Source organism: Pseudomonas sp. B21-031 (assembly GCF_024748985.1).
GTDB lineage: Bacteria > Pseudomonadota > Gammaproteobacteria > Pseudomonadales > Pseudomonadaceae > Aquipseudomonas > Aquipseudomonas kermanshahensis.
The window spans coordinates 822976-841627 of the sequence record NZ_CP087181.1; the positions used below are offsets into that span (position 1 = coordinate 822976).

Here is an 18652-nt window from a genome sequence, read left to right on the forward strand (position 1 = left end):
GCAGGCTCCAGGGGGCATGTACTGCATGAGGTGCCGTTGGAGACAGCTTAGTTGGTGGTCGCGAACGCGGGCCCTGTGGGAGCGGGTTTACCCGCGAACACCGGCGAAGCCGGTGCCATAAACCACGTTGCATGCTTCGCGGGCAAGCCCGCGCCCACAGCGTCCGTAACACTGCAGAAACACAAAAGCCCCCGTTCGGAGGCTTTTGTCGGCGGGCAAACGCTGAACGTCAGACGTTGAAGCGGAAGTGCATCACGTCACCGTCTTTGACGATGTAGTCTTTACCTTCCAGGCGCCATTTACCGGCTTCCTTGGCGCCGCTTTCACCCTTGAACTGGATGAAGTCGTCATACGCTACCACTTCGGCGCGGATGAAGCCTTTTTCGAAGTCGGTGTGGATAACACCGGCCGCCTGTGGCGCGGTGGCGCCGACGCGGACGGTCCAGGCGCGGACTTCCTGCACACCGGCAGTGAAGTAGGTCTGCAGGTTCAGCAGCTCGTAACCGGCACGGATCACGCGGTTCAGGCCAGGCTCTTCCAGGCCCAGGGCCTCGAGGAACATGTCTTTCTCTTCACCGTCGTCCAGCTCGGCGATTTCGGCCTCGATCTTGTTGCAGACCGGCACCACGACCGCGCCTTCTTCTTCGGCGATGGCACGGACTACGTCCAGGTGCGGGTTGTTGTCGAAGCCGTCTTCAGCGACGTTGGCAATGTACATCACCGGCTTGCTGGTCAGCAGGTGGAAGCCACGGATGACGGCCTTTTCGTCGTCAGCCATGTGCTTCATCAGGCTGCGCGCTGGCTTGCCTTCGGTGAAGTGCGGGATCAGCTTTTCCAGGATGGCCTTTTGCGCCAGGGCTTCCTTGTCGCCGCCCTTGGCGTTGCGGGCAACCTTCTGCAGTTGCTTCTCGCAGCTGTCGAGGTCGGCGAAGATCAGTTCGAGGTCGATGATCTCGATGTCACGCTTGGGGTCGACGCTGTTGGAAACGTGAATCACGTTCTCGTCTTCGAAGCAGCGCACCACGTGGGCGATGGCATCGGTCTCGCGGATGTTGGCGAGGAACTTGTTGCCCAGGCCTTCACCCTTCGAAGCGCCCGCCACCAGGCCTGCGATGTCGACGAATTCCATGGTGGTCGGCAGGATGCGGTTAGGCTTGACGATTTCCGCCAGTGCAGCCAGGCGCGCGTCGGGCATCGGCACGATGCCGCTGTTCGGCTCGATGGTGCAGAAAGGGAAGTTCTCCGCCGCGATGCCAGACTTGGTCAGGGCGTTGAACAGGGTGGACTTGCCGACGTTGGGCAGGCCGACGATGCCGCAATTGAAACCCATGGGTATTCCCTCTCTAGGAAATCAGGCCTTCTGGCTGTGCAGTTCGCGCATCGCCTTGGCGAAATCGCCAGCGAGGACATCTGGCAGCACGCCGAGGGCAAAATCGATGCTGGCATCGAGCTTCTCCTGCTCGGCGCGCGGCGCGCGGCCCAGGACGAAGTTGGAGACCAGTTTGGCGTCGCCCGGGTGGCCAATGCCAAGCCGCAGGCGGTGGAAGTCGTTCTGGTTGCCGAGCTGCGCGATGATGTCGCGCAGGCCGTTGTGCCCACCATGGCCGCCGCCGCGTTTAAGCTTGGCGACGCCTGGAGGCAGGTCGAGTTCGTCATGCGCCACCAGGATCGCTTCCGGCTTGATGCGGAAGAAATTGGCCAAGGCCGCCACGGACTGGCCGCTACGGTTCATGTAGGTGGTGGGAATGAGCAGACGAACGTCGTTGCCCTGATGGCTGAATTTAGCCGTCAGGCCGAAATACTTGCGGTCAACGGTCAAGGAGACGCGCTGGGCGCTGGCAATGCGTTCAACGAAAAGAGCCCCTGCGTTATGCCGGGTCTGTTCGTATTCGGGGCCGGGGTTACCCAGGCCAACGATCAACTGGATGGCGGTCACGTCAGGGGCTCTTCCTTGGAGTTGGTGGGTTACAGGGCGCGGGGCACTGTAACCCGATCAACACCGGCGTGCGAGTGGATTACTCGGCAGCGCCTTCAGCTTCTGGAGCAACGCGTGGCGCGTGAACGTTGGCAACAGCTTTGTCATCACCGTGGGCCAGAGCGACGAACTCTACGCCTTTCGGAGCTTTCAGGTCCGACAGGTGGATGATGCTGCCGACTTCGGCGTTGGCCAGGTCAACTTCGATGAACTCAGGCAGGTCTTTGGCTTCGCAAGAAACTTCGATCTCGGAAACAACGTGCGAGATCTCGCCGCCTTTCTTGATCGGGGCTTCTTCGCCGATGAAGTGAACCGGAACCTTGGCGGTCAGCTTCTGGCCAGCAACGACGCGAACGAAGTCAGCGTGCATGATGAATTGCTTGGCTGGGTGGCGCTGCATGGCCTTGACGATGACGTTTTGCTTGACGCCGTCAACGTTCAGCTCGATCACGTGGCTGTAGGCAGCTTCGTTTTCGAACAGTTTGGCGATTTCCTTCGACACGATGGTCAGGGACTCGGCGTCTTTACCGCCACCGTAGACAACGGCAGGGATGCTCAGCGAGTGACGCAGGCGGCGGCTCGCACCTTTCCCCAGGTCAGTACGCTTTTGGGCGTTCAGGATGAAATCAGTCATTTTGCTTCTCCAAAATAGCCATCTCCCGCAGGCGTTTGCGACCAGCGCCAAACGGGGTGGGCAAAAAAGCCCCGCCCCAACACATGCTGGGGCGGGGCGCTTCACATCAACACGTGTTCCGCTTAGCGGAACATCGCACTGATCGATTCTTCATTGCTGATGCGGCGAACCGCTTCAGCGACAACCGGTGCGATATCCAACTGGCGGATACGGTCACAGGCTTGAGCAGCGGCGGACAGCGGAACGGTGTTGGTCACCACCAGCTCGTCCAGTACCGACTTCTCGATGTTCTCGATCGCGCGGCCCGACAGGACAGGGTGCGTGCAGTAGGCGTAAACCTTGGCAGCGCCGTGTTCTTTCAGGGCTTTGGCCGCGTGGCACAGGGTGCCGGCGGTGTCGACCATGTCGTCTACCAGGATGCAAGTGCGCCCTTCGACGTCGCCGATGATGTGCATAACCTCGGAGTGGTTAGCCTTTTCGCGGCGTTTATCGATGATACCCAGATCGACACCCAGGGACTTGGCGACGGCGCGTGCGCGCACGACACCACCGATGTCCGGGGAGACGATCATCAGGTTCTCGAAACGCTGGTCTTCGATATCGTCGACCAATACGGGCGAGCCGTAGATGTTGTCGACAGGAATATCGAAGAAACCCTGGATCTGGTCAGCGTGCAGGTCGACGGTGAGTACACGGTCGATACCTACGACAGTGAGCATGTCAGCGACGACTTTGGCGCTGATAGCAACACGTGCCGAACGCGGACGGCGGTCCTGGCGGGCGTATCCGAAGTAAGGAATCACGGCGGTGATTCGGGATGCTGAGGAGCGGCGGAAGGCGTCGGCCATCACTACCAGTTCCATCAGGTTATCGTTGGTCGGGGCACAGGTCGGCTGAATAATGAAGACGTCTTTACCGCGGACATTTTCATTGATCTCAGTGCTGATCTCGCCGTCGGAGAATTTACCGACAGAGACGTCACCGAGAGGGATATGCAGCTGACGTACGACACGCCGAGCCAGATCGGGGTTAGCGTTCCCCGTAAAGACCATCATCTTGGACACGCGCAGTACCTGAAGGCTGAGGGTATACCTGGATGAGTATAAGGAAAATGGCAGGGGCGGCTGGATTCGAACCAACGCATGGCAGGATCAAAACCTGCTGCCTTACCGCTTGGCGACGCCCCTGTATCTGTTGCTGCGAGCGCTATGCACTCGACTTCTTGACCAGACTTTGTAGCTTGCGATGCAACATCGAAATATTGCTTCCTTTCGCCACAAACCCTGTTTGGGTCGCTGAAAGAAGGGCCAGAACTTTATCAGCTTCGGCTTTGCTTGGGAAGGCCCCAAACACACAACTTCCAGTTCCGGTTAGCCGAGCTTCGGTGAATTTACCCAGAGAATTCAATGCGTTTCGAACTTCTGGATACCGCTGCTCAACCACCCGTTGGCAGTCATTTCGACTGTTTCCCTCGGGAACGGGGCGCATCTTAAGGGGGAGGGAATCACGTGTCAACTGCGGATGTGAAAAAATTTCTACAGTACTGACAGACACTTGCGGCACCAGCACGACATACCAGGGTTCGTCAGGGTCTACCGGGGTCAGTTGTTCGCCGACACCCTGGGCGAATGCCGCGTGGCCGCGAACGAATACCGGCACGTCGGCGCCCAGGCTCAGGCCCAGGGCCGCCAGGCGGTCTTCATCCCAGCCCAGTTGCCATAAGTGCGCCAGCGCCAGCAGGGTGGTCGCGGCATCCGAGCTGCCGCCACCGATACCACCGCCCATGGGCAAGACCTTGGTCAGCCAGATGTCGGCGCCAAGCGTTGTGCCGGATTGCGCTTGCAGTTTGCGTGCGGCACGTACGATCAGGTTGCTGTCGTGGGGCACCGCCTCGATGTCGGTGTGCAGGCGGATCACGCCGTCTTCACGCAGGGCGAAGGTCAATTCGTCGGCGTGGTCAAGGAACTGGAAGACGGTTTCCAGCTCGTGGTAACCATCCGGGCGGCGGCCGATGATGTGCAGCCACAGGTTGAGCTTGGCCGGGGCCGGCAGGGTAAGCGTGTTCATCGATCAGTGCCCCAGCTGGCGTGGCTGCCAATCCTTGACCACCAGGGTCACGTCGAGGTCCTTGCCGTGCAGCTTCAAGCGCTCGGGCAGCCAGTAGCCATTCTGCTCGGTGTAGCTCAGGTACTGGACCTGCCAGCCATCCTGGTCGAGGCTGGCCAGGCGGCTGTCGCCGTCCAGGGTCAGCTTGCTCTTGCTGTCGGGCGCGGGCAGGCCACGCACCCACCAGACCAGGTGCGAAACCGGCAGTTGCCAGCCCAGTTGTTCTTCCAGCAGGGCCTCGGGGCTGGTCGCTTCGTAGCGGCCCTGGTTGGCCACTTCCAGCACCACGCCACCGGGGCGGCCGGTCAGGCGGGCGGCGCCACGGCCCAATGGGCCTGCCAGGCGGATGTCGTAGTAGTCCTGGCGTTGCAGCCAGAACAACGTGCCGCTGCCGGAATCGCGCGGGGCGCGGATGCCGACCTTGCCGTTGATCTGCCAGCCATCCAGGGTGCTTAGTTGCGCCTTGTGCTGGCGCCACTGCTGCGGGTCGCCTTGGCCCTGCAAGGCTTCGCGGCTACCGAAGCCGGCACAGCCCGCGAGCAGGGCGATCAGGGTGAAGGTGATGAAATGGCGCAGGAACATGGCGTTAAAGGGTCTCTGATCCGGTCAGGCGCAGTACGGTCTTGCGCAGGATAGGGCTGTCGGGCTGGGCTTCGAAGGCCTTGGCCCAGACCTGGCGGGCTTCACGGCGCTTGCCGTTGGCCCACAGGACTTCGCCCAGGTGAGCGGCCACTTCATGGTCGGGGAAGCGCGCCAGGGCCTGGCGCAGGTAGCCTTCGGCTTCGTCGAGTTTGCCCTGGCGGTAGGCGACCCAGCCCAGGCTGTCGAGCACGGCCGGGTCGTCCGGCGTCAGCTGGTGGGCTTTGTCGATCAGCGCCTTGGCTTCGGCGTAGCGGGTGGTGCGGTCGGCCAGGGTGTAACCCAGGGCGTTCAGCGCCATGGCGTTTTCCGGCTCGCGGGCGATGATGGCGCGCAGGTCTTTTTCCATCTGCGGCAGGTCATCACGCTTTTCGGCCAGCATAGCGCGGGTGTACAGCAGGTTGAGGTCGTCCGGGTAGCGCTGGATGGCCTGCTGCAGCACCTGGTTGGCCTGGGCATCCTTGTTGTTGTTGCTGTAGCTTTCCGATTCGATCAGGTACAGCTGTACAGCGACGTCCGGCTGCGCCTCGCGGGCTTCGGCGAGCAGGCGTGAGGCCTCGCTGCCGCGGCCGTTGGCAATCAGGATATCGGCCTGGCGCAGTTGCGCCGGCAGGTAGTCGGGGCCGGGGCCGACCAGGGCGTATTCGCGCAAGGCGGCTTCGGGGTCGTGGCGCTCTTCGCGGATGCGGCCCAGGTTCAGATGGGCCGCATCGACGTTGCTGTCACGCTCGACCAGCTCCTGCAGGTAGCCTTCGGCTTCATCCCAGTCTTTGTTTTCCAGGCAGACCAGGGCCAGCGAGTAACGCAGCTCATCGTCTTCGGGGTACTGCTGGACCAGGCTGATGAACTCGCTTTTGGCATCGGCCATGCGGTCCTGCTCGACCAGGGTGCGGGCGTAGGTCAGGCGCAGGCGTTTGTCATCCGGGTTGTCGCGGATCGCACCGCGCAGCAGGGGCAGGGCCTCTTTGCCGCGGTCGAGGGCTTGCAGCAGGCGGGCGCGCAGCAGGACCGGGGCGATCTCGCCGTCTTGCGGCGGGTGCGCCTCGAGCAGTTCAAGTGCTTCTTCGGTCTTGCCGTCCTGGTTCAGCAGCAGCGCCTTGCCGAACACCAGTTGGCCGTTGTCCGGGTATTTGACCAGTAGGCGTTCGAAGCTCTGCAGCAAGCCGTCGCGGGTGCTCTGGTCGGTCTCGGCGGCAGACAGGGCAAGGAAGTCGAAATGAGTATCGCCCTGGCCCTGCAGGACTTTTTCCATGTAGACCATGGCATCGTCGTAGCGCCCGGCACGGGCCAGCTGGATGGCGGCGGCGCGTTGGGCATCGAGGTTGTCTGGGTCGTTGCGGGCCCAGACCAGGGCGTTGTCCAAGGCCGGCTCGTCGGCGCCGAGGTATTCGGCGATACGGTAGGCACGCTCGGAGACGCCAGGGTCCTGGGTCTTTTCGGCCTGGTCGGTGTAGTTGGCCAGGGCGATGTCGAAGCGGTTGCGCTGGCCGGCCAGCTCCGCGACCAGCAGGCTATAAAGGGTGTCTTGCTTGAACGAACCGTACACCACGGGTTTTTCGGCCTCGCCTGTGCCGGCCTCGGCAACGGGAGGCTCGGCTTTTTGCGGGGCCAGGCTCTGGCAACCCTGGAGCAGGGCGAAGGCAAGCAGCAGTGCGTAGGGTCTGTTCATAAAAAGGCTTAAAAGGACTCACCGGCGGTCGGAGCATGATGACACAAGCGCGGTGGCAAACCCACCTGCGAAGCATTTGGTTAACTGCGACCATGGCAGGGGCAAGCAGGTTCCGGGTGAGCGCTGGCAGGGGATATTCCGGCGCCATCACGACAATAGCGAACGGTGGTTGTTCTGGAACCTGCGAAAGAGGACAATTATCGGCTTCTCGTCACAACCAGCGACCTTGCATGGCCTTTCTTGCACTTGGTATCAACCATAAGACTGCCTCGGTAGACGTACGCGAGCGCGTGGCGTTTACCCCAGAGCAGCTGGTGGACGCCCTGCAGCAGCTCTGCCGACTGACCGCCAGCCGTGAAGCGGCGATCCTGTCGACCTGCAACCGTAGCGAGCTTTATATAGAGCAGGACCACTTGTCTGCCGACGCGGTGCTGCATTGGCTAGCCGATTATCACCGCCTGAGCCTGGATGAACTGCGCGCCAGCGCCTACATCCATGAAGAGCACGACGCTGTGCGGCACATGATGCGCGTGGCCTCGGGCCTCGACTCGCTGGTGCTTGGCGAGCCACAGATTCTCGGCCAGATGAAGTCAGCCTACGCCGTGGCGCGTGAGGCCGGCACTGTCGGCCCGCTGCTCGGGCGCCTGTTCCAGGCCACCTTCAGTGCCGCCAAGCAGGTGCGCACCGACACTGCGATCGGCGAGAACCCGGTCTCGGTGGCGTTCGCCGCAGTGAGCCTGGCGCGGCAGATCTTCAGTGACCTGGGCCGCAGCCAGGCGCTGCTGATTGGCGCCGGCGAGACCATCACCCTGGTCGCCCGCCACCTTCACGAGCAAGGCGTGCGCCGTATCGTCGTGGCCAACCGGACCCTGGAGCGTGCCAGTATCCTGGCCGAGCAGTTCGGCGCCCATGCCGTGCTGCTGGCCGACATCCCGCAAGAGCTGGCCAACAGCGACATCGTCATTAGCTCCACCGCCAGCCAGTTGCCGATTCTCGGCAAGGGCGCGGTCGAGAGCGCGCTGAAACAACGCCGGCACAAGCCGATCTTCATGGTCGACATCGCCGTCCCCCGTGACATCGAGCCCGAAGTCGGCGAACTCGACGACGTTTACCTTTACACCGTCGATGACCTGCACGATGTGGTCGCAGAAAACCTCAAGAGCCGCCAGGGCGCTGCCCAGGCCGCCGAAGAGCTGGTGTCGGTGGGCGCCGAAGACTTCATGGTGCGCCTGCGTGAGCTGGCTGCGGTGGACGTGCTCAAGGCCTACCGCCAGCAAAGCGAGCGGCTGCGTGATGAAGAACTGCAAAAAGCCCAGCGTCTGCTGGCCAACGGCGGCAACCCCGAAGACGTGCTGGCCCAACTGGCCCGGGGCCTGACCAACAAACTCCTGCACGCCCCCAGCGTGCAGCTGAAAAAGCTCTCGGCCGAGGGCCGCCTCGATGCGCTGGCCATGGCCCAGGAACTCTTTGCCCTCAACGAGGGCTCGACGGACAAATCCTCGCAATGAAAGCGTCGCTGCTGAACAAACTGGATATCATCCAGGACCGCTTCGAAGAACTGACCGCACTGCTCGGTGACGCTGAAGTCATCTCCGACCAGACGCGTTTCCGCGCCTATTCCCGCGAATACGCCGAAGTCGAGCCGGTCTACGCTGCCTATCAAGCGTGGCGCAAAGTCCAGGACGACCTCGAAGGCGCCCAGGCGCTGCTCAAGGACAGCGACCCGGACATGCGCGAAATGGCCGTGGAAGAAGTGCGCGAAGCCAAGGAGCAATTGCTGACGCTGGAAGCCCAGCTGCAACGCATGCTGCTGCCCAAGGACCCTAACGATGGGCGCAACGTGTTCCTCGAAATCCGCGCCGGTACCGGTGGCGACGAGGCGGCGATCTTCTCGGGCGATTTGTTCCGCATGTATTCACGCTATGCCGAGAAACGTGGCTGGCGCCTGGAGATTCTTTCCGAGAACGAAGGCGAACACGGCGGCTACAAGGAAATCATTGCCCGCGTCGAAGGCGAAAGCGTGTACGGCAAGCTCAAGTTCGAATCGGGCGCACACCGCGTGCAGCGCGTGCCGGAAACCGAGTCCCAGGGCCGTATCCACACCTCGGCGTGCACCGTGGCGGTGCTGCCCGAGCCCGACGAGCAGGCCGCGATCGAAATCAACCCGGCCGACTTGCGCGTGGACACCTACCGCGCCTCCGGCGCCGGCGGCCAGCACATCAACAAGACCGACTCGGCGGTGCGCATCACCCACTTGCCCACCGGTATGGTGGTCGAGTGCCAGGAAGAACGCTCGCAGCACAAAAACCGCGCCCGCGCCATGTCCTGGCTGTCGGCCAAGCTCAACGACATGCAGACCAGCGCCGCGCAGAACGCCATTGCCAGTGAGCGCAAGCTACTGGTGGGCTCCGGCGACCGCTCCGAGCGTATCCGCACCTACAATTATCCACAGGGCCGGGTCACCGATCACCGCATCAACCTGACCTTGTATTCGCTGGACGACATCCTCGCCGGTGGCGTAGACGCCGTGATCGAACCGCTGTTGGCCGAATACCAGGCCGATCAACTGGCCGCCCTGGGGGACTGATGACCATCATCGCCAGCTTGCTGCGCAATGCGCAGTTGCCCGAATCGCCCACCGAGCGGCTGGATGCCGAACTGTTGCTGGCTGCGGCCATCGGCAAGTCGCGCAGCTACCTGCATACCTGGCCCGAGCGCATCGTCAGCAGCGAAGCGGCCGACACCTACGCCGGTTACCTGCAGCGCCGCCGTAGTGGCGAGCCGGTCGCCTATATCCTCGGGCAGCAAGGGTTCTGGAACATCGACCTGGAAGTGGCGCCACATACGCTGATCCCGCGTCCGGACACCGAGCTGCTGGTCGAGACTGCCCTTGAGCTTCAGCCAGCAACCCCGGCCAAGGTGCTCGACCTGGGCACCGGGACCGGGGCCATTGCCCTGGCGTTGGCCGGCGATCGCCCGGCCTGGCAGGTGACAGCGGTAGACCGGGTGGAGGAGGCGGTCGCGTTGGCCGAGCGTAATCGACAGCGCCTGGGGCTGGCTAACGTCCAGGTGCGTGTCAGCCACTGGTTCGATGGCCTGGGCGATGCGCGCTTTGACCTGATTGTCAGCAACCCGCCGTACATCGCCAGTGAAGACCCGCACCTGGTCGCCGGCGACGTGCGCTTCGAACCCAGCAGCGCGCTGGTGGCGGGCACCGATGGCCTGGACGACCTGCGCGTGATTGCCGCCCAGGCGCCACATCACCTGCTGCCAGGTGGCTGGTTGTTGTTGGAGCACGGCTACGACCAGGCCGCAGCGGTGCGCGCCTTGCTGGCTGAACACGGCTTTAGCGAGGTGGCCAGCCGCACGGACCTGGGCCGCCATGAACGCATTACCCTGGGGCGCCTGCCATGCTGAGTGATCAGGAACTGTTGCGCTACAGCCGGCAGGTGTTGCTGGCGCAGATCGATATCGACGGCCAACTGCGGCTCAAGCAGAGCAAGGCCTTGATCGTCGGCCTCGGTGGCTTGGGCTCGCCTGTCGCGCTGTACCTGGCAGCGGCGGGTGTGGGTGAGCTGCACCTGGCGGACTTCGACACCGTTGACCTGACCAACCTGCAACGCCAGGTGATTCACGACAGCGCCAGTGTCGGCATGAGCAAGGTTGACTCGGCGCTGCAGCGCCTGGAGGCGATCAACCCAGAGATCAGCCTGGTCGCTCATCGCCAGGCATTGGATGAGGACTCGCTGGCCGCTGCGGTGGCGGCGGTCGACCTGGTGCTGGACTGCTCCGACAACTTTTCTACCCGCGAGGCGGTCAACGCTGCGTGCGTTGCTGCCGGTAAACCGCTGGTCAGTGGCGCGGCGATCCGCCTCGAAGGCCAGCTTTCGGTGTTCGACCCGCGGCGTGACTACAGCCCTTGCTACCACTGCTTGTATGGCCATGGCAGCGAGGCTGAACTGACCTGCAGCGAAGCCGGTGTGATCGGCCCGCTGGTGGGGCTGGTAGGTAGCCTGCAGGCCCTGGAAGCCATGAAACTCTTGGCTGGGTTCGGCGAGCCGCTGGTGGGCCGTCTGCTGCTGATCGATGCCCTCGGCACGCGCATTCGTGAGCTGCGGGTCAAGCGCGACCCGGCTTGCGCGGTCTGTGGCAAGCGCGATGGCTGAGCGTTCGGCGCCGATTGGCGTAATGGATTCGGGGGTCGGCGGTTTGTCGGTACTGGCCGAGATCCAGCGCCTGCTGCCTAACGAATCGCTGCTGTATGTGGCTGATTGCGGGCACGTGCCTTACGGTGAAAAGTCGGCGGATTACATCCGCCAGCGCTGCCGGCGTATTGCCGAGTTCTTCCAGCAGCAGGGCGCCAAGGCCTTTGTCCTGGCCTGTAATACCGCGACAGTGGCGGCCGTTGCCGACCTGCGCGAGCTGTACCCGCAATGGCCGCTGGTGGGCATGGAGCCAGCGGTAAAGCCGGCTGCTGCAGCCACCCGCTCCGGTGTGGTCGGCGTGCTGGCCACGACCGGCACTTTGCAGAGCGCCAAGTTCGCGGCGTTGCTCGACCGCTTCGCCAGCGATGTGCGCGTGGTCACCCAGCCTTGCCCCGGCCTGGTCGAGCGGATCGAAACCGGCGACCTGAGTAGCCCGGCCTTGCGCCAGTTGTTGCTCGGCTACGTGCAGCCGCTGTTGGCGGCTGGCTGCGACACGCTGATCCTGGGTTGCACGCATTACCCCTTCCTGCGCACGCTGCTGGCCGACATGGTGCCGGCGGACGTAGCCATCATCGATACTGGCGCCGCCGTGGCACGTCAACTGCAGCGTCTGCTGGGCGTCAGCGACCTGCTGGCTGAGGGCCCGGCAGTGGATACCCGCTTCTGGACCAGTGCCGACCCACAATCCCTGAGAAAAATCCTACCGTTGCTGTGGCAGAAGTCCGACAGTGTGCAACGCTTTACGTTGTGAAAAAAACGTGAAAATCAGCTGAACTATCGTACCACTGCCGATTTCTACCGATTTGCCTGACACGAGGCGAACACTAACAACAGCATTAGGAAGAAGGATGTTTCTTATGAGGAAACTGCTCGGCTTGGCGGCGGCTGCCGTCTTTACCTTGGGGCAAGCAGTGTCGGCGCAGGCGGCCGATGTTTCATTTTCGGTGGGGCAGACGGGTGACTCGACCATGGTTTACCGGCTGGGTCTGCAGTCGAACTGGGACGCGAGCTGGTGGCAGACTAGCGTTGGCCGTCTGACCGGGTATTGGGATGGGGCTTACACCTACTGGGATGCCGACAAGACGGCGAGCAACCACAGCCTGTCGTTCGCACCGGTATTCGTTTATGAGTTTGCGGGGGATTCGGTAAAGCCCTATATCGAGGCTGGGATTGGCGTCGCGGCCTTTTCCAGCACCGAGCTTGAAAGCAATGAGCTGGGCTCGGCGTTCCAGTTCGAAGACCGAATCGGTTTTGGTCTGCGCTTTGCGGGCGGGCATGAAATTGGTGTACGGGCCATTCACTATTCCAATGCTGGCATCAAGCAACCTAACGACGGAGTAGAGAGCTACAGCCTGCATTACCGCATGGCGCTCTAAGCTACCCCGCACCCTTGTAGGAGCAGCCTTGCGCTGCGAAGAGGCCGGTGATAACAGCCGAGATTCTTTGTGATTTCACCGGCCTCTTCGCAGCACAAGGCTGCTCCTACAGGTCCAGCGTTTCCGGTACCTGGCGTCTTCCAATGCTGGCATCAAGCAGCCCAATGATGGTGTAGAGCGCTACAGCCTGCATTACCGCATGGCGCTCTAAGCTACCCCGCACCCTTGTAGGAGCAGCCTTGCGCTGCGAAGAGGCCGGTGATAACAGCCGAGATTCTTTGTGATTTCACTGGCCTCTTCGCAGCACAAGGCTGCTCCTACAGGTCCAGCGTTTCTGGTACCTGGCGTCTTCCAATGCTGGCATCAAGCAGCCCAATGATGGTGTAGAGCGCTACAGCCTGCATTACCGCATGGCGCTCTAAGCTAACCCGCACCCTTGTAGGAGCAGCGTTTCCGGTACCTGGCGTCTTCCAATGCTGGCATCAAGCAGCCCAATGACGGTGTAGAGCGCTACAGCCTGCATTACCGCATGGCGCTCTAAGCTACCCCGCCCCCGTGTAGGAGCAGCCTTGCGCTGCGAAGAGGCCGGTGATAACAGCCGAGATTCTTTGTGATTTTACCGGCCTCTTCGCAGCACAAGGCTGCTCCTACAGGTCCAGCGTTTCCGGTACCTGGCGTCTTCCAATGCTGGCATCAAGCAACCTAACGACGGTGTAGAGCGCTACAGCCTGCATTACCGCATGGCGCTCTAAGCTACCCCGCACCCGTGTAGGAGCAGCCTTGCGCTGCGAAGAGGCCGGTGAGACCACAAAGAATCTCGGCTACTATCACCGGCCTCTTCGCAGCACAAGGCTGCTCCTACAAGATCAGGGCCGTAGTGGCCACAAGCTGCTCAGGTCCAGCGTCTCCAGTACCAATTCCGGCTCGCGTTGCGGCAACCGTCGCAACAGTTCCTCGGCAGCGCTTTCAGGCGTCCAGGCCTCGGGTATCGCTTGCGCCGTTGTCACGGGTGTTTTCAACGATTGCGACCCCACTACCGTCAAGCTGATCTGCAGCTTATCCAATACCTGGCGTTGCTCGCGAAACCACTGGGCAGTGCTGTTGAAGCCGCTGGCAACCTGGGTGGGTGCAAACAGCTGCGAAGCCGAGTAGCGATTGAGAATGGCCATTACCTGAGGTGCATCACCCTTCGTCAGCAGCGGCAAGGCACTGGTCAGGCAATGTTCGCTGGCCACCAAGTTGCTGCTGGCGATCGCCTCGAACAGCTCGTCATCGGGCACGTCGTCGGCCAGGTAGTCACTGGTGCCGGCATTGATGATCAGGCAATCCACCGAACCCCAAGTATTCAACAACACTGTGCTGGCTGCATCGACCTGTTCCAGCACCTGCAACTGGCCCGGCAGGTGCAACAACTGCTGGGCGAACCGCTCGCCTAGCGTATCCAGCGCTTCACATTCCCTGCCACTGGCGGCCACCCGATGCCCTTGCTCGAGCAGCCGCTCTACCAAAGCCAGCCCTAATCCGTTACTGGCCCCTGTTACCCAGAAACTGCGAGCGCTGTTCACGATACTGCCCCCTGATCCTGCCGGCGCGGAAGGCCTTTGAAGGCTTCTAATGCACGCTGGCGACTGCTGCCGAGATCGACTATTGGATTGTGATACGAATTAGTAGCAAAAAGATCCGCAACCTTCACGGGCTGATGAATGGCTTTCTCATCCAAGCCCTGCAATTCCGGTACCCAGTGGCGAATGAATCGCCCTTGCGGGTCGAAGCGCTGAGACTGCGAAACCGGATTGAAGATGCGGAAGTAGGGCACTGCATCGGTCCCGGTAGACGCGCTCCATTGCCAGCCACCGTTGTTGGCCGCCAGGTCACCGTCTATCAGGTGGCGCATGAAATGCCGTTCGCCTTTGCGCCAGTCGATCAGCAGATTCTTGCTGAGAAACATGGCAACGATCATGCGCAGGCGGTTGTGCATCCATCCGGTGTCCAGCAACTGGCGCATGGCGGCATCAATGATCGGGAAGCCGGTGCGCCCCTGTTCCCAGGCCGCGAGGTCTTCAGGCGCATCGCGCCATGGCAAGGCTTCGGTCTGGGTGCGGAAGGCGCGGTGCCGCGAGACCTGTGGATAACCCGTCAGGATGTGCTTGTAAAACTCTCGCCAGAGCAACTCGTTGATCCAGGTCTGGATGCCTGTGCTGCCGCTGTCGAACTCGCCGCGGTTGCAGGCCAGGGCGCCGTGCAGGCATTGCCGGGGCGAGATCACCCCAGCGGCCAGATAAGCCGAGAGCTGGCTGGTGCCCGGCTTGGCGGGGAGGTCGCGCAGGTGATGGTAGTCGTCAATCGCCTCATCAAGAAAGCGCGTCAGGCGGCTCTGCGCCTCGGCTTCCCCCGCTGGCCAGTGGTCGCTCAAGGTGCGTGGCGGTTTGTCGAAGCCCTCTATTTGCTCGGGTATGGGGTCGCTGGCGATGTTCAGAGGCGACTGCGGTTTGACCCGAGGGGCTAACGCCGGGAGGCTGCGGTGCAAGTGTTCGAGGCAGTTTCTCTTGAACTGGCTGAAGACCTGGAAGTAGTCACCGCTGCGGGTGAGGACCGTGCCTGGGCGGAAGAACAACTGGTCGAGGTAGCTGTGCGCCTGGATGGCTGACTGTTCCAGCAGTGCCCGCGTTGCCTGGTCGCGGCGCTCTTCGTTGATGCCGTACTCCTCGTTCCAGTGCACGCCCTCGACCCGGTGCTGACGGCAGGCGTCCAATACGGCCTGTGGCGCTTGATCCCACTTGTCGATGGTGCGAATCAGCAATGGGATGTTGAGGGCCTCCAGCGACTGACGCAGCGTGCGCAGGTTGCGCAGCCAGAAGTCGACTTTGCAGGCAGCGTCGTCATGCGCCTGCCACTGGCCGGGGCTGACCAGCCACAGGGCAAGGGTCGGGCCGCGTTCGCAGGCAGCGCTCAAGGCGGTGTTGTCGTCGATGCGCAGGTCGCTGCGCAGCCAGATCAGTTGCATGGCGCATTCATCTCTACAGGCCGGCGGCCATTGCCTTGAAGCACACGCAATGCCGACTGCGGGGTATCGAACAGGAAGAGCTCGGGAAGGTCGAGGGCGTTCAAGTGGGCCTCATGCAAGGCGAGCGTGGCGCCGCCCAGCAGTTTTGGCCCAGGTATGCCTTGCAGCAGGCGCTGTAAGGCTTTGCTGTCGATGCGTGGCCCTAGGTGCAGCAGCAGAGCGCGTGGCTGCAGTGCGGCGATCGCCCGTTGCAGCTGCGGGCCGCCAACCGGCTGTTCCAGCACTTCGACAGGGATGCCATTGCTGCTCAGCAGCCAGGCGCATAGCCACAAGGCGGGGTCGAAGGCCTGCTCGCTGTCTTCGGCCAGCAGCACCGCTGGGCCTTGCAGCAGCTGGTTGTCGTGGTACACCCGGGCGCCGAGCTTGCTGCGCAGCCAGGTATGGAAAAACACCTGTTCAAGCCGGGCATTGAAATAGTTGCGCCAGCGCAGCTCCAGGCTGTCGAGCAAGGGCAGCAGCAGTTGCTCGCACAGGGTGATGGCGGGGTACAGCGCCATGGCCTGGTTGAGTTGCTGGTCGAGTGCGCGTTGCGAGAGGTTGGCGATGGCCTCGATCAGCTGCGCCTGCCGGGCCTGCCAGTCGCTTTGCGGGGCGCTGCTGGTGGGTTTGTCGAGCAGCTCGCGCACCTGGCCCACCGACGCGCCGCGCTGCAGCCAGGCCAGGATCGCTTCGACCCGTTCGACCTGCTCGATGGAATACAAACGGTGCCCCTTGGCAGTGCGTTGCGGCTTGAGCAGGCCGTATCGACGCTCCCAGGCGCGCAGGGTGACAGGGTTGACGCCGGTGCGTCGGGCGAGTTCACCGATAGGCAGCAGGCTTTCAGACGGCATTACGAAGCCCCAGGCTTTCGGGGTGCGGCTGCAGGTACGCCTGCTGCATCAGGTAAGGGTCGGGGTGTTTGCGCAGGTGATGCTTGAGCAAGGTCAGTGGCACGACCAGCGGCACCACGCCTTGTTGGTACTGGCTGATGAGGGTTTGCAGTTCGGCTTTGTCCTGTGTGGTCAGGGCATCTTTGAAGTAGCCACTCAGGTGCTGCAGCACGTTGCAGTGCGTGCCACGGCTGGCACAGCGACGCAGCGCTTGCATCAGCTCGCTGAAGTAACGTGGCCCGATCTCCTGTGGGTCGTCATCGCGGCTCATGGTGCCGAGCAGCCGCCCCAGCGTGCGGTAGGCTTGGGGGTTGTTGGCCATCAACAGGTACTTGTAGCGCGCATGAAAGCGCACCAGCGCGCCGCGGCTCAGGCCTTCGGCCAACAGGCGCTGCCAGTCGGCATAGGCGTACACGCGGCTGATGAAGTTTTCGCGCAGCACGGCATCGTGCAGGCGGCCTTCCTCTTCTACCGGCAGGTCCGGGCGCAGGCTGCAGAAGGCCTGGGCGTACACGCCGCGGCCGCCATGGAAGGCGGGGTGGCCGTTGTCCTGATAGACCTTGACCCGCTCCAGGCCGCAGGAGGGCGATTTCTGCATGAAGATGTAGCCGCAGATATCATCGAGCTCGCCGGCCATCTGTTCGCCATAGGTGCGCAGCGGGCCGGTCAGGTCCATGCCGGGGTTGCGGGTGCCGACCACTTCGGGTTGCTCAGGGTTGCCAACCAGGCGGATGGGATCGCGCGGTACGCCGAGGCCGATAGCCACTTCTGGGCAAACGGGCAGCCATTCGAAATGCGCTTCGAGTTGCGTGCGGCACAGGTCGGAGGCCTTGTGCCCGCCGTTATAGCGCACACTGTGGCCGGTCAGGCAGGCGCTGATCGCGATGCGAGGCTTGCTGTGGGCGGTTGCGGCTTGCATGGCTGTCTCCGGAAAAACCTGTACGTGAAATCAAATTTGTACAAGTTTATTCCAGCACAGCTACGGAGTTATGCAAACAAGTTTTTTTGTACAGGTCCAGCGCCCGCTCAGTCGAGGTGTTCCAGCAGCCGTCGAGCCGCTTCCTGGCCGCTCAGCCACGCACCTTCGACACGCCCGGACAAGCACCAGTCGCCACAGGCATACAGGCCTTGATCGGCATCGGCCAAGGCGCCCCACTCGTGATTGCTGGTGGGGCGTGCATACAACCAGCGGTGGGCGAGGGCGAAGGTGGGCGCGGGTACCACGCAGCCGACCAGTTCGGCGAACTCGCCCCATAACTGCTCGATCACCTCTTCCTTCGACAGGTCGATGTGCTGCCGGCTCCAGTGCGACGTGGCATGCAGCACCCAGGTATCGAGGTGCTCGTCACGCCCTGGCTTGCTGCGGTTGCGGGCCAGCCAGTCGAGCGGGTTGTCCTGCACGAAGCAGCCTTGCATCGGCGTGTCCAATGGCGTCTGAAAGCCTAGGGCAACCGCCCAGGTGGGCTCCATCTGCACGCCTGCGGCCACCGCGGCGAGTTTCGGGGTCGAGGCCAGCAGCGGCGTGGCCTGTGGCGCCGGTACGGCGATTACCACGCGGCTGAATGGGCCGTGGCTGCAGCCTTCGGTGTCTTGCAGGTGCCAGTACTGTTTGCCGCGGAACACTTCAGCGATGCGGCAGCCAAAGTTGACGGTCACATCCTTGAGCAGGCCACGGGTGATGGCGCTCATGCGGGGCACGCCGACCCAGCGCGTCTGCTCGTCGGGGGAGGGGGTCAGTTCGCCATCGCGGTAGTTGTACAGCTGCGGCTTCCACTGCTCGGCCCAACCCGAAGCTACCCATTGCTGGACCTGATCGACGAAGCGCCGATCACGGGCCGTGAAGTACTGGGCGCCCAGGTCCAGCGCGCCAGCCTCGCTGCGCTTGCTGGCCATGCGCCCGCCACTGCCGTGGCCTTTGTCGAACAGGTGCACGGATTGCCCGGCCTTTTGCAGCGCCTGGGCGGCGGACAGACCGGCGATACCGGCACCGATGATGGCAATAGGTACTGTCATGATGGCCTCTTCAAACCTTGCTGTGAGCAGACTACGCTGTCAGGCAAACCTGTACAATGCACAACTTTTGTATAAGGTTATTCCGCTTTATAGAGCAGGTTG

General features: G+C 62.6%; 20 protein-coding genes, 1 tRNA gene and 2 pseudogenes. 10 read left to right on the forward strand and 13 right to left on the reverse strand.

Annotation, left to right across the window (positions count from 1 at the left end):
- Nucleotides 1-229 precede the first annotated feature (229 nt).
- The 8 genes from ychF to LOY53_RS03805 form a co-directional block, all read right to left on the reverse strand.
- Complete coding sequence (gene ychF, locus LOY53_RS03770) at nucleotides 230-1330, reverse strand: redox-regulated ATPase YchF (protein WP_027594480.1); 1101 nt, start codon at nucleotides 1328-1330, stop codon at nucleotides 230-232.
- Between the two features lie 21 nt (nucleotides 1331-1351).
- A complete protein-coding gene (gene pth / locus LOY53_RS03775) occupies nucleotides 1352-1936 on the reverse strand; it encodes an aminoacyl-tRNA hydrolase (protein ID WP_252826674.1) in 585 nt (194 codons plus the stop codon).
- Nucleotides 1937-2015: 79 nt separating this feature from the next.
- Complete coding sequence (locus LOY53_RS03780; protein ID WP_027594479.1) at nucleotides 2016-2609, reverse strand: 50S ribosomal protein L25/general stress protein Ctc; 594 nt, start codon at nucleotides 2607-2609, stop codon at nucleotides 2016-2018.
- A gap of 122 nt (nucleotides 2610-2731) precedes the next feature.
- Nucleotides 2732-3673, reverse strand: a complete 942-nt coding sequence (locus tag LOY53_RS03785; RefSeq protein WP_003247410.1) for a ribose-phosphate pyrophosphokinase — start codon at nucleotides 3671-3673, stop codon at nucleotides 2732-2734.
- Between the two features lie 48 nt (nucleotides 3674-3721).
- A tRNA-Gln gene (locus LOY53_RS03790) sits at nucleotides 3722-3796 on the reverse strand.
- 19 nt (nucleotides 3797-3815) lie between these two features.
- Complete coding sequence (gene ispE, locus LOY53_RS03795; RefSeq protein WP_085274109.1) at nucleotides 3816-4676, reverse strand: 4-(cytidine 5'-diphospho)-2-C-methyl-D-erythritol kinase; 861 nt, start codon at nucleotides 4674-4676, stop codon at nucleotides 3816-3818.
- A gap of 3 nt (nucleotides 4677-4679) precedes the next feature.
- Nucleotides 4680-5297, reverse strand: coding sequence for a lipoprotein insertase outer membrane protein LolB (gene lolB, locus LOY53_RS03800; RefSeq protein WP_027594477.1), 618 nt, complete (start codon nucleotides 5295-5297; stop codon nucleotides 4680-4682).
- Between the two features lie 4 nt (nucleotides 5298-5301).
- Nucleotides 5302-7023, reverse strand: coding sequence for a tetratricopeptide repeat protein (locus tag LOY53_RS03805; protein WP_027594476.1), 1722 nt, complete (start codon nucleotides 7021-7023; stop codon nucleotides 5302-5304).
- Between the two features lie 230 nt (nucleotides 7024-7253).
- Here LOY53_RS03805 and hemA point away from each other — a divergent pair, with 230 nt between their 5' ends.
- The 10 genes and pseudogenes from hemA to LOY53_RS03855 all read left to right on the forward strand — a co-directional run bounded on the left by hemA (nucleotide 7254) and on the right by LOY53_RS03855 (nucleotide 13356).
- Nucleotides 7254-8531, forward strand: coding sequence for a glutamyl-tRNA reductase (hemA, locus tag LOY53_RS03810; RefSeq protein WP_099452895.1), 1278 nt, complete (start codon nucleotides 7254-7256; stop codon nucleotides 8529-8531).
- On the forward strand, nucleotides 8528-9610 hold the full coding sequence (gene prfA, locus LOY53_RS03815) for a peptide chain release factor 1 (RefSeq protein WP_027594474.1): 1083 nt from the start codon (nucleotides 8528-8530) through the stop codon (nucleotides 9608-9610). The genes hemA and prfA overlap by 4 nt, the downstream gene beginning before the upstream one ends.
- Nucleotides 9610-10440: a peptide chain release factor N(5)-glutamine methyltransferase gene (gene prmC / locus LOY53_RS03820; protein WP_258703618.1), complete on the forward strand. Its 831-nt coding sequence runs from the start codon at nucleotides 9610-9612 to the stop codon at nucleotides 10438-10440. Before prfA ends, prmC begins: the two co-directional genes overlap by 1 nt.
- Nucleotides 10434-11189 carry a molybdopterin-synthase adenylyltransferase MoeB gene (locus tag LOY53_RS03825; RefSeq protein WP_027594472.1) on the forward strand — a complete coding sequence of 252 codons (756 nt, stop codon included), beginning with the start codon at nucleotides 10434-10436 and terminating at the stop codon, nucleotides 11187-11189. Before prmC ends, LOY53_RS03825 begins: the two co-directional genes overlap by 7 nt.
- Nucleotides 11182-11979: a glutamate racemase gene (gene murI, locus LOY53_RS03830; protein ID WP_252826676.1), complete on the forward strand. Its 798-nt coding sequence runs from the start codon at nucleotides 11182-11184 to the stop codon at nucleotides 11977-11979. The genes LOY53_RS03825 and murI overlap by 8 nt, the downstream gene beginning before the upstream one ends.
- Nucleotides 11980-12085: 106 nt before the next feature.
- A complete protein-coding gene (locus LOY53_RS03835) occupies nucleotides 12086-12604 on the forward strand; it encodes an acyloxyacyl hydrolase (protein WP_258703619.1) in 519 nt (172 codons plus the stop codon).
- A gap of 130 nt (nucleotides 12605-12734) precedes the next feature.
- Nucleotides 12735-12815, forward strand: a complete 81-nt coding sequence (locus tag LOY53_RS03840; RefSeq protein WP_258704155.1) for an acyloxyacyl hydrolase — start codon at nucleotides 12735-12737, stop codon at nucleotides 12813-12815.
- A gap of 139 nt (nucleotides 12816-12954) precedes the next feature.
- Nucleotides 12955-13026: pseudogene (locus LOY53_RS03845) on the forward strand (acyloxyacyl hydrolase); the annotation flags it as partial.
- Nucleotides 13027-13058: 32 nt separating this feature from the next.
- Nucleotides 13059-13145, forward strand: a pseudogene (locus tag LOY53_RS03850) (acyloxyacyl hydrolase); the annotation flags it as partial.
- A gap of 130 nt (nucleotides 13146-13275) precedes the next feature.
- Nucleotides 13276-13356, forward strand: a complete 81-nt coding sequence (locus LOY53_RS03855; protein ID WP_258704155.1) for an acyloxyacyl hydrolase — start codon at nucleotides 13276-13278, stop codon at nucleotides 13354-13356.
- 114 nt (nucleotides 13357-13470) lie between these two features.
- Here the strand turns inward: LOY53_RS03855 and LOY53_RS03860 are convergent, their stop codons facing one another.
- From LOY53_RS03860 to LOY53_RS03880, 5 genes are all read right to left on the reverse strand, one after another.
- Nucleotides 13471-14172 carry an SDR family oxidoreductase gene (locus tag LOY53_RS03860; protein WP_408981366.1) on the reverse strand — a complete coding sequence of 234 codons (702 nt, stop codon included), beginning with the start codon at nucleotides 14170-14172 and terminating at the stop codon, nucleotides 13471-13473.
- Nucleotides 14166-15608, reverse strand: a complete 1443-nt coding sequence (phrB, locus tag LOY53_RS03865) for a deoxyribodipyrimidine photo-lyase (RefSeq protein WP_252826678.1) — start codon at nucleotides 15606-15608, stop codon at nucleotides 14166-14168. The genes LOY53_RS03860 and phrB overlap by 7 nt, the downstream gene beginning before the upstream one ends.
- A complete protein-coding gene (locus LOY53_RS03870) occupies nucleotides 15599-16498 on the reverse strand; it encodes a MerR family transcriptional regulator (RefSeq protein WP_252826680.1) in 900 nt (299 codons plus the stop codon). The genes phrB and LOY53_RS03870 overlap by 10 nt, the downstream gene beginning before the upstream one ends.
- Complete coding sequence (locus LOY53_RS03875; RefSeq protein ID WP_099452902.1) at nucleotides 16488-17456, reverse strand: DUF523 and DUF1722 domain-containing protein; 969 nt, start codon at nucleotides 17454-17456, stop codon at nucleotides 16488-16490. The genes LOY53_RS03870 and LOY53_RS03875 overlap by 11 nt, the downstream gene beginning before the upstream one ends.
- Before the next feature lie 107 nt (nucleotides 17457-17563).
- Nucleotides 17564-18550 (reverse strand): NAD(P)/FAD-dependent oxidoreductase, encoded by a 987-nt coding sequence (locus LOY53_RS03880; RefSeq protein WP_258703621.1) that lies wholly within the window; start codon nucleotides 18548-18550, stop codon nucleotides 17564-17566.
- Nucleotides 18551-18652: the final 102 nt, after the last annotated feature.